We start from the raw sequence: 10,635 nt of genomic DNA on the forward strand, positions 1-10,635 counted from the left end.
ATATCATAATAGTTAAAAAATTGGGTTAAAAACTTCCTTTTTGTGCGCCCTAAATACAAAAACTATTCCCGTCTTATCATCAACTGCTCGGACGGGAATAGTTTCTTTTATTGCTTAAATGCTTAACTTAATGACATTGGATTAAAAGTCCCGTTTTTTGCTGTCTTCTATTTTTTGCCTAATTTTCTAGTCTTTTTGAGGGCGGCGGTGACTGCCTTGATAATGGCGTAACGGAAGCCTTCTTTTTCAAGAGCTACCACGCCTGCGATAGTCGAGCCACCTGGCGAGGTCACTTCCTGTCTCAGCTGGGCTGGGTGTTTATCGCTGGTTAAGACCATCTGAGCAGTTCCTGATAGGGTCTGAGCCGCCAAAATTTTCGCATCCTCCGCTGTTAGACCATTCTGCACACCGGCATCGGTCAGGGCTTCAATCATCTGATAGACGAAGGCTGGTCCGCAGCCCGCGATAGCCGTCGCAGCATCTATCAACTTCTCTGGCACTTGTTGTACCTTGCCAGATTTTTCTAAGATTTGTTCCAATAGCGGAGCGAGCTCTGGATTGACCAAGCTATAGGTTGTCATGCCTTGGCCGATAGCGACAGGTGTGTTAGGCATGATACGAATGAGTTTATCTGCCGATACAAATTCTGCCAGGCTGTCAATGGTCACTCCCGCTGCCATGGAAATCCAGATTGCTGAAGGATTCTGGCTAATCTGATCCTGCAAGCCTGACAAAACGGACTCAATCAGGTGAGGCTTGACCCCTAGGAAAATGACCTCGGCCTGCTCTGCTATTTCCCCATTAGAAAAAAGCTGACCGCCCAGCTGCTCTTGAAGAGCCTGGGCTTTTGCTGGGTTGTGGTTGCTGAGAAGGAGCTGGGTATCTGGCTGCTGGCTGACCGCTTGGGCCAGGGCAGCTCCCATGTTGCCCAGTCCGATAAATCCAATCTTCATCTTGTCCTCCTAACGAATGTGGCCGTCGCCTGTGATGATGTACTTGTAGGTGGTCATCTCACGCAGGCCCATAGGACCACGAGCGTGCATCTTCTGAGTGGAAATGCCCAACTCGCAACCCAGACCGAACTCACCACCGTCTGTGAAGCGGGTCGAGGCATTGACATAGACCGCCGCTGAGTCCACATGGAGTGTGAAAAGTTCAGCCGTTTGGCTGTTTTCCGTCACGATGGCCTCGCTGTGCCCTGTCGAGTGTTGAGCGATGTGACTGATAGCCTCTTCTACGTTTGAAACGACTTTGACAGCCATGATATAGTCTAAAAATTCCGTGTCAAAATCTTGGTCGCCTGCTGGTCTGGATTGGTTTAGAATAGCCTGCGCCTGACTGTCAGCACGTAATTCCACCTGACCAGAAAGAGCTTCTTCCAAGCGAGGTAGAAATTGGTTGGCAATTTCTTCATGGACCAACAAGACTTCCGCCGCATTGCAGACTGAGGGACGACTGGTTTTGGCGTTGACCACAATTTGAAGGGCCTTATCCAAATCCGCATCCTTGTCCACATAGACATGGCAGATGCCTGTGCCTGTTTCGATAACTGGTACAGTCGCATTTTCAACGACGGCTTGAATCAAACCTGTACCGCCACGTGGCACCAAGAGGTCAATCTTGCCTTTGGCAGTCATCAACTCTGTCGCAGAGGCACGGCTGGTGTCTTGGACCAGCTCAATGACCTTTGGAGAAAGACCCGCCTCTTCCAAACCAGCCTTGAGGGCAGTGACAATGGCCTGAGCCGAATGAAAGGCTTCCTTGCCACCACGCAAGATGACTGCATTTCCGCTCTTGATAGCAAGGGCTGCAGCGTCTGAGGTCACATTGGGACGGCTTTCGTAAATCATTCCCACCAAGCCAAAGGGAATGGACTTCTTGCGAATGTTCAAGCCGTCTGCCCGAGTGGATTCTTCTAAGACGAGTCCGACAGGATCTGGCAAGCCAATCAAAGCACGAATGCCGTCTGCCATAGCTTCAATCCGCTCCGCTGTTAAAAGCAATCTATCTTGCATGACCTGGCTAATCTTGCCTTGGGCATTCTCCATATCAATGGCATTGCCTGCTAAAATCGCCTCCGTCTGAGTAACCAACTGGTCTGCCATAGCCGACAAGGCCTGGTTTTTCTGTTCGGTTGTTGCAAGGTTGATAGAAGCCTTGTGGGCCAATAAACTATCTAATAATGCTTGTGTTGTTGTCATATTTTTCTCCTATTTAGTCTTTCAGTTTGCTCGTTCGTCAACATAATCAAGACAAACTGAATAACTATAAGCTCACCCAATCGTTGCGGTGAATGAGCACGCCTTCTGCTCTGCCATTTGCCAACTGGTCCTGCAAGTCCTTGGAGGACAGTTTGACCCGCCCTTTACCAATCAAACGGTGGTCTGCTTGGCTGTAAACTTCCACAACCTGCCCCACTTCAAAGTCGCCTTCAAGGGCTTTGACACCAGCAGCTAACAAACTGCGGCCTTGGTGCAACATAGCATCAACTGCTCCTGCATCCACTTCAACTGCTGCGTCTGTCCGAGCATAGAAGGCCATCCACTGCTTACGTTGGTTCATGGCATGGTCGTCAGCTAAAAAGAGCGTTCCACGATTGGCTTGGATGACCGCCTGTAAGAGGGCGGTATCCTCTTTTGAAGAGCAGATAAAGACGGGCACGCCTGACTTGGTCGCAATCTGTACCGCCTGCAATTTGGTGGTCATGCCACCTGTTCCGTTAGACGAGCCTGCTCCTGCTGCCATGGCAAACAAATCTTCCGTAATTTCCTTGATTTCAGGCAAGCGCTGGGCTGTCGGATCGCTGTTGGGATTGGCAGTGTAAAGTCCATCCACATCCGTCAAAAGTACCAAGAGGTCTGCTTTCAAGAGAGAGGCCACTTGGGCAGACAGGGTATCATTATCCCCCACCTTAATTTCCTCAATGGCAATGGTATCATTTTCGTTGATGATAGGAATAGCCCGTTGCTTGAGCAAGACCTGCAAGGCCTGAGAAGCATTCTGATAACGTCTGGCATCCGCAAAATCATCCTGAGTCAGCAAAATCTGAGCCGACACAATACCATCCTTCATCAGATTCTGCGTATACTCCTCAATCAGCAAGCCCTGACCCACTGCTGCCGAAGCTTGTTTCTCCGCAATCTTGGTCGGTCGCTTGTCAAATCCCAACCTCCGAAAACCAGCAGCAATCGAGCCCGAAGTCACCAGCACAATCTGGTAGCCTTTCTGATGCAACTGAGCCAGCTGATTGGTAATCCGAGCAATCTTGATACGGTCCAAACTGCCATTTTCTTGCGTCAGAGAACTTGTCCCAACCTTAAATACAATTGTTTTTTCTGTCATAATCTCTTCTCACAAAAACTAATATTTGGAAAATTATACCATATTTTAATCATAAAGAAAATCACTGTTATTTAGCAAGGAGAAAGGGAATATGAGTAGCATTAAAAAATGCTCGAAACAAAAGGAAGCCTTGCGGCTCCCTTTCAACTTATTCGAAAAAATCTTGAATAGCTCCTTCTATTTCTTTCGCATCTACACTTAACATTGAATAATCTTTCTCAAAGAAGGACAGAATTTGCCGTCCATAGCGTTTGGTGTGAACACGTGGGTCCAAAACCAAGACTAGTGAATCTTGTTTGTCATGACGATTGGTACGCCCGATGGCTTGTTTGAGCTTAATCATCATCATAGGCAGGCTGTAATCATAAAATGGATTTTTCCCTTCCTCACGTAGATGGTGATTAATTTTTTGCACAAAACGGTCTTTGGGATTATCGAATGGGAACAAGGAAGCCTTGTGGCTCCCTTTCAACTTATTCGAAAAAATCTTGAATAGCTCCTTCTATTTCTTTCGCATCCACACTTACCATTGAATAATCTTTCTCAAAGAAGGATAGAATTTGCCGTCCATAGCGTTTGGTGTGAACACGCGGGTCCAAAACCAAGACTAGTGAATCTTGTTTGTCATGACGATTGGTACGCCCGATGGCTTGTTTGAGCTTAATCATCATCATAGGCAGGCTGTAATCGTAAAATGGATTTTTCCCTTCTTCACGCAGATGGTGATTGATTTTCTGGACAAAACGGTCCTTTGGATTGTCGAATGGCAGTCTTGTGATGACCTGAATCAATTGGTCCTGGCTGGCAAAGTCAACTCCCTCCCAGAATACGCCTGTGCCGAGTAAAATTTGGCATTCCCCTCGTTCAAATTTGCGTTTGAGAGTCATTTCCTGTCCATGCTTGTGCTGGGCTAGGTGGGGAATGTTATTGTCTTCTAACAAATCCGACACCTGCAAGAGCAGAGAAATCGATGTGAACAAGACCAAAATCGGTCGTCCCAGCTCTGCTATTTCTCCTAAAGTAGTAGCCAAATAAGCTGCATGCTCCTCCTTGGTCCAAGCGAGGATGTCGGGGAGATGAGTCGGAAAAAGCAGCTGCTGGTTGGTCACAGTTTGAGTCGGTATCCAATCCAAGGTGACCTGCTCAAAGCCCAGCAGATCCGCCAGACTGACCTTTTTGCTGATGGTCAAGGTAGCGCTGATGCAGAAAATCTTGGTATCAGGCAGGTAGCTGGTCGCATTTAGGAGACTGTCCTTGGAGCCCCGCAAATAGGCAAGCCGCTTTTCTTCTAAATTTTTCTCCTCCAACCAAAAGGTATCGTAATAGTCTATGAGCTGATGCAAGTCGTTCAAATCAACATCTCCAAGCTCCACCAGGTTCTGACCAAGTTGATGAAGTTCAACCTTTTGAACCTCTCGTTGACCATGCTGACGAAAACGACTCAAAAAATGGTTGAGTTCAAACTGGCAAGACTCATACAAGCGTTGGTCCAAAATAGTCGTCGCTCTGTCCTTCTTACTTTGCAATACTTGTAACATACTTGTCAAATCTTGCGAAGCCGTCGCTAGATTTTCAGCAGCCAAGAGAAACTTTTGAGCTTCATCAATCACCACCAGACGCTTATCCATAAGAGGGTCTTGATCCTTAAGATGGTTGAGAAAATAAGCGTGGTTGGTAATGAGCAATCTACTAGAGAGAGCTTGTTGGTTCAACCGTTGCCAAAAATCCAAGCCCCCAAAAAGACTTTCTGGCTCCAATTTCCCATCGTGGGCAATCTCATCAAAATAAGCTTGATAGCGTTGTTTTTGCTTAAGCTCATCCAAATCACCTGTCGTGGTTTCACATAACCAGACTAGCACCTGCATTTTGAATTGATTGACCAGGCGATTATCATCCTGCCTCTGCAGGGTTCTCCAGTAGCTGTCTAACTTGATAAAATGCTTGGGCGATTTTAGAGAGACTATGGGAATACGAAATATCTCTTTAAGCTTGCTCCCTTCCTTTTCCATAATCTGCTCTTGAAGGAGCTTGGTCGGTACGGTGACCAATAAAGGCTGGTCTGACTTAGCAAGTAAAGGCAAGAGATAACCGTAAGTCTTCCCCAAGCCTGCCTGTGCCTGTATAAAATGCACTTTTTCTTCGTCAGCCAAGCGTTTTTCTACTACTTGAGCAAATGCAGTTTGTTTTTTTCGTTCATGCAAGCCGAGAAGGGCAATATTGGTCGAAAAATCTTCAGATAATCGGTAGGCCGACTTGATTTCTTCTGGCTTTTTCAAGACCAAGCCATGAATAGATTCTAAATCGTATGATAGGTTTTCTGACAGAACAGGCACCATTTCATCAATGACCAGACGGGATTCAAAGAGCAGATTGTCCGCCAAATCAAGAATCTTTTCAACAATAGACCTGGGTAAGCTCTTTATTTTCTCTTGAATTTTGATGAGCAAGCGCGCCGTAGCCATGGCATCTGATATGGCCGTGTGCGCCTGGTCCAAACCAAGTTCCAAATGCTCTGCAAGATTTCCCAAGCTGTATTTTTCAAAAGTCGGGAAAAATAGCTGTGATAATTCCACCGTATCTACACGTGGCGTCAACAGTTCATAGCCTTCAAAAAAGAGTGCTTCTGCCAAGAGATTGGCATCAAACTTGACATTATGGGCGACGAATATAGCATCTCCAATCATGTCATAAATGGTACTTGCTACCTGACCAAAATCTGGAGCCTGACTTAGCTGTTGGTCTGTGATACCTGTCAGATTCTTGATATGGTCATCCAGTAGCTCATAGGGATTGATGTCCGTTGCGTAACTGTCAATGATTTCTCCATTTTCAACGAGAACAATCCCGATTTGAATGATTTTTGCATCGGTACCTGTACCAGTTGCTTCCAAATCTACAACGGCATACCGATTGCTTGTTCTTGTATCTTTCATACTGTTCATTATAGCATATTCCCTCTCATGGAAAAAGCTCCAAACAAATTCCATGAAGAAGACGTGTTTTTTTGTTAGACTAGTAACATCAGTAACTGTTAGAAGAAGGAAAAAGAATGATTATTCACAAATCTGTCAATCCTGTCGCTTTTCAAAATACCTACTACCTTGAAAATGATACCCATCTGATTATCATTGACCCTGGGAGTGACTGGACAAAAATTCAAGCAACTATCGAAAAAATCGGAAAACCAATTTCGGCTATTCTCCTGACTCACACTCACTATGATCATATTATGAGCTTGGACATCCTGCGTGAGACCTACAATTTCCCGCCTGTCTATGTGGCTGAAAGTGAAGCCAGCTGGCTCTATACACCAGAGATGAATCTATCAGGTCTACCTCGTCATGATGATATGGAAAATGTAGTCTGCCGACCTGCTGAAAAAATCTTCCAATACCAAGAAGACTACCAGTTTGACGGTTTTCATTTCAAGGTAGTTCCAACACCTGGTCACTCTATTGGTGGTGTTTCCTTTATCTTCCCAGAGGATGAATGCGTCATCACTGGAGACGCACTTTTCCGCGAAACTGTGGGACGTACAGACCTGCCTACCAGCAACTTTGATGACCTGATTACTGGCATCAGAGAGCATATCTTCACCCTGCCAAACCACTACACTGTCCATCCAGGACATGGTCAAAATACCAGCGTTGGACATGAGAAAAATTTCAATCCATTCTTTAGATGACAAGAAAACCTGCCTAGTTCTGATTGAACCAGGCAGTTTTTTTACCCGTGCTACTAGTTAAAGTCAAAATAGCTTAGATTATAAGTCAGTAGGATTTGTGCAATCCGTAGCTGTAATCCGATCAGTCCTCTGGCAAAGAGTTGTTCTATATCAAACAAAGCGTATGATTCAAAAAAACGAGTTTCAATGGTTCGCCTCATGGCTAATAATCTCCATTTGTTATACTAATTAACTCCTTCCATGTTCTATCCTTCTGTTCCAAGTTGTCTTTAAACTCCTGACTAAATCTGCTAAAATCACAGATTACTGATAGCTTTCCAACAAGCAATTCACTACATAATCAGAAACTGGTGTAATAACATAGTTCAGAATATAGCCAGATAGAGTAACCTTCAAAACCATGGAACCACAAGTGTTTCAATACATTGCAACCAATATCTGCCTTCCTTCAAAAACTCTTACTTTATAGTTTCGAATAGGATGGAAAAGCTATCCTTGATGACAATAGTATCAGGTGAACATTGCTTACTCATTGCTTGATTCTCAACGAGTAGTAATTGGGTGTTTTTCTGGTTAATAGCAACAGAGATTTGGTCGTTTTTTTAATAAGTGAATTTCAGCGACAACCATTTTCCCGCATTCTTTATACTTGAACCGACGCTTTAAGGAGAGAGGATTATCAGCTGCCTCTAAGCAAAGGATTTTAGATGCTCTTTGGAAGTTGTATTTCACTATTTGTCCCTTTCAGGCAGGACATTTTGGAGACACACAATCTAAGTGAGTTTCCACATCATATTCAGTCATGATAGCAATATTTTTGTCTTCTATTCCGAGAAAATTTGTGATAAGATCTTCGCTTTTCTATTTCTAGGCTCAGGAATCAAGAGTCACTCCCCTAACTCTTGATTTATTCCATATGGCCTCTTTCTAATGTAAGTTTTGTCGCTTTTCATTATAGGTCATATGGGGCTTTTACATTTAAAAGGCTCCATAGCGGTTTTACCCGCTACAGAAATTATAGGACCATTTTTTGCCCATCCTCGGTTCATTTGTCACATACTTTACGAATCATGACGGACTAAAAATCATATAATAAAAAGATCCTATCCAACAAATATTGGAGTAGAATCTTAAGTTAATGATATTGGGGTATCCCCCCACCGTTTTCACGAGTTCTTTTCATTATTCTGTGGATGAGGGCGCAACCATCATGGATGTCTTGTTCAGTCACTTTTGCTTATATTATTAGTTTTTTACTGCATCGGTTGCAACATCCTCACCAAACCATTTTTGGGAAATTTCTTGGAATTTACCTTCTTTATATAATTCAGCAAATGCCTTATTAATGTTTTCTACGAGTGTAGTATCTGATTTACGAGCACCGACTGCGAAGGCTTCGTTTTCGAAACCTGCATCAATGATGTTGTAATCTGCGATAATTCCCTCTTGTTGCAAGTAATAATTTGCATACACACGGTCAATCAAGAGACCATCAATGCGATCATTTTTCAAATCAATCAAGGCTTCATTGAAGGTCGCATACTGACTTGCATCGTTATTTTGAACAATATCTTTCAAAATAGCTGGTTGTGATTCAAATACTGAATAACCAGATGAACCTGCTTGCGCACCCAAAATCTTATCCTTCATATCAGATACTTGGCTAATATTGGAAGATTTTTTAGTTACAAGAACTTGTTGGTTATCCATGTAGGGATTTGTGAAGAGAACTTTTTCCTTACGCTCATCTGTAATAGAATAACCATTCCAAATTAAATCAATATTCCCGTTATTCAATTCGGTTTCTTTCAAGTCCCAATCAATTGGTTGCCATTTTACAGTAATTCCATATTTTTCAAAGACTGCATTAGCCAAGTCAATATCGAAACCTGTGTAAGAACCATCTGTCTGTTCAAATCCCATTGGAACAAAGGTCTTATCAAAGCCAATCGTAACGGATTTTTCAGACTCGTAGGCTGTCCAATTATCAGACTTAGTAGCCGAATCATTGGAGCCACAAGCAGCAAGAGTTAAAGAAGTTACAAGAGCAAGAGCTCCAAGCATCATTTTTTTAATATTCATCATCATATTTGTTCCTTTTCTTAGTGTTTCGGTTCAATTTTGATGATTTCATCTGCGATATTCTCAGCAAACTGCATATCATGGGTGACCACAATTTGCGTGATTCCAGTAGCCCTATTTTCAAGAATCAGTTTCTCAACTTCTTTTCTTAATTCAGGGTCTAGGGCCGAAGTTGGTTCATCATAGCCGATAATCTCAGGATCAATCATCATCGCACGCGCCAAAGCCACACGTTGTTTCTGTCCGCCCGATAATGAAAATGGGTAGGCAGTTGCGTGGTTAGCAAGTCCAAGAGTATCCAAGAGTTTAAGGGCCTTGTCTTCCGCCTCTGAACGCGACATATTTTGCGTTTTCATAGGAGAGAGAACCAAGTTTTCCAATACGGATAGGTGCGGGAAAAGCTGGAAGTCCTGGAAGACAAAGCCCAGCAAATGTCGTTTTCCCAACTCCTCTAATGGCAGTTCTTGACCATTATACATCAAAGTTCCTGAATCAATAGTCTCTAAACCAGCCAACATCCGTAAAAGAGTTGTCTTACCACCGCCAGATTGACCAACGATGGCAACAATTTTCCCTTCTGGAATGACCAAATCATAGTTGGAGAAAATCTGTTTATCTTCAAAGCGTTTTGACAAATTGCGTAACTCTAACATGACTTCCTCCTATCTATAATAATCAAATTTCTTTTCTACTTGTTTCGAAATCAGTGTTACCGCACCGATCATCAATAGGTAGATTGCACCTGCGATAAACATAGGCGCCAAGCTGGCATCACGATTGGCAGCAGTACGACTAGCCAACAACAAATCGCTAACCCCAAGTGCATAGACCAAAGAAGTATCCTTTACCAAAGTCATGACTTCATTGAAAACACTTGGCAGGACAATTTTCACGACCTGTGGTAAGACAATGTAGCGAATGGTCTGAACAGGGGTAAATTTCAATACCTTAGCAGCTTCATACTGACCTTTTGGAATAGCTTCAATACCACCACGGAAAATTTCAGAGAAATAGGCTGCATAGTTGAGCGTAAAGGCCAGAATCACAGCAGGCATTCGGTCAAATGTAATACCCACACTTGGTAAAACGTAATAAACAAAAATTAATTGTAAAAGCAAGGGGGTTCCTCGCATAATTAATACATAGAAATACAATAACCATTGTAAGGGTTTAAATTTAATCTGCATTAAAAAAGCGAAAACAGCTCCTAATGGCAAGGATAATATCAATACTAGAAAAAATACTTGCAAGGAGACTGCTGCACCATTTAGTAGACTGGGCAGAACTTCCAAAACATAATCCATAGAGCTCTCCTAAAAGAATGATTAGGTTCTAGTATATCAAAAAGTATCCTTAATTTCAAAGAATTTTTCAGAATTTTTAATAAATTTAACAAAATAGTAAATTCCCAAAGTAAGTTCTAGTCTGTCTTAAAAACTGGAAACTAGAATGAGACAAAGAAATAAGGTAGAACTTACTATGGGACAAGTTGGTAACCGACAATGAAAAACAAACACTTAACTCTC

At 43.0% G+C, this 10,635-nt stretch carries 8 protein-coding genes and 2 pseudogenes; 1 reads left to right on the forward strand and 9 read right to left on the reverse strand.

The window, feature by feature from the left end:
• Positions 1-167: 167 nt before the first annotated feature.
• From proC to ODU39_RS10025, 5 genes and pseudogenes are all read right to left on the reverse strand, one after another.
• On the reverse strand, positions 168-953 hold the full coding sequence (gene proC, locus ODU39_RS10005; protein ID WP_398580364.1) for a pyrroline-5-carboxylate reductase: 786 nt from the start codon (positions 951-953) through the stop codon (positions 168-170).
• A gap of 9 nt (positions 954-962) precedes the next feature.
• The gene (locus tag ODU39_RS10010; RefSeq protein WP_398580365.1) at positions 963-2,201 is read right to left on the reverse strand and encodes a glutamate-5-semialdehyde dehydrogenase; all 1,239 of its coding nucleotides are present in this window, start codon (positions 2,199-2,201) and stop codon (positions 963-965) included.
• Positions 2,202-2,265: 64 nt separating this feature from the next.
• Positions 2,266-3,342 carry a glutamate 5-kinase gene (proB, locus tag ODU39_RS10015; protein ID WP_398580366.1) on the reverse strand — a complete coding sequence of 359 codons (1,077 nt, stop codon included), beginning with the start codon at positions 3,340-3,342 and terminating at the stop codon, positions 2,266-2,268.
• A gap of 148 nt (positions 3,343-3,490) precedes the next feature.
• A pseudogene (locus tag ODU39_RS10020) lies at positions 3,491-3,784 on the reverse strand (helicase C-terminal domain-containing protein); the annotation flags it as partial.
• Between the two features lie 31 nt (positions 3,785-3,815).
• Positions 3,816-6,284 carry a bifunctional DnaQ family exonuclease/ATP-dependent helicase gene (locus tag ODU39_RS10025; RefSeq protein WP_398580367.1) on the reverse strand — a complete coding sequence of 823 codons (2,469 nt, stop codon included), beginning with the start codon at positions 6,282-6,284 and terminating at the stop codon, positions 3,816-3,818.
• Positions 6,285-6,391: 107 nt separating this feature from the next.
• Between ODU39_RS10025 and ODU39_RS10030 the strand changes: the two genes are divergently transcribed.
• The gene (locus tag ODU39_RS10030; RefSeq protein ID WP_024383062.1) at positions 6,392-7,027 is read left to right on the forward strand and encodes an MBL fold metallo-hydrolase; all 636 of its coding nucleotides are present in this window, start codon (positions 6,392-6,394) and stop codon (positions 7,025-7,027) included.
• 527 nt (positions 7,028-7,554) lie between these two features.
• On the opposite strand, the pseudogene ODU39_RS10035 reads toward ODU39_RS10030, so the two are convergent.
• The 4 genes and pseudogenes from ODU39_RS10035 to ODU39_RS10050 form a co-directional block, all read right to left on the reverse strand.
• Positions 7,555-7,831: pseudogene (locus ODU39_RS10035) on the reverse strand (ISL3 family transposase); the annotation flags it as partial.
• A 441-nt stretch (positions 7,832-8,272) separates the two neighbouring features.
• Positions 8,273-9,103, reverse strand: a complete 831-nt coding sequence (locus tag ODU39_RS10040) for an amino acid ABC transporter substrate-binding protein (protein WP_024385321.1) — start codon at positions 9,101-9,103, stop codon at positions 8,273-8,275.
• Between the two features lie 26 nt (positions 9,104-9,129).
• Entirely contained in the window at positions 9,130-9,762 is a 633-nt protein-coding gene (locus tag ODU39_RS10045; protein WP_009909533.1) for an amino acid ABC transporter ATP-binding protein, read from the reverse strand.
• A 9-nt stretch (positions 9,763-9,771) separates the two neighbouring features.
• Positions 9,772-10,413, reverse strand: coding sequence for an amino acid ABC transporter permease (locus tag ODU39_RS10050; RefSeq protein WP_136670801.1), 642 nt, complete (start codon positions 10,411-10,413; stop codon positions 9,772-9,774).
• Between the last annotated feature and the right edge of the window lie 222 nt (positions 10,414-10,635).

This window comes from Streptococcus sp. 2021WUSS126 (assembly GCF_044427255.1).
Lineage (GTDB): Bacteria > Bacillota > Bacilli > Lactobacillales > Streptococcaceae > Streptococcus > Streptococcus hashimotonensis.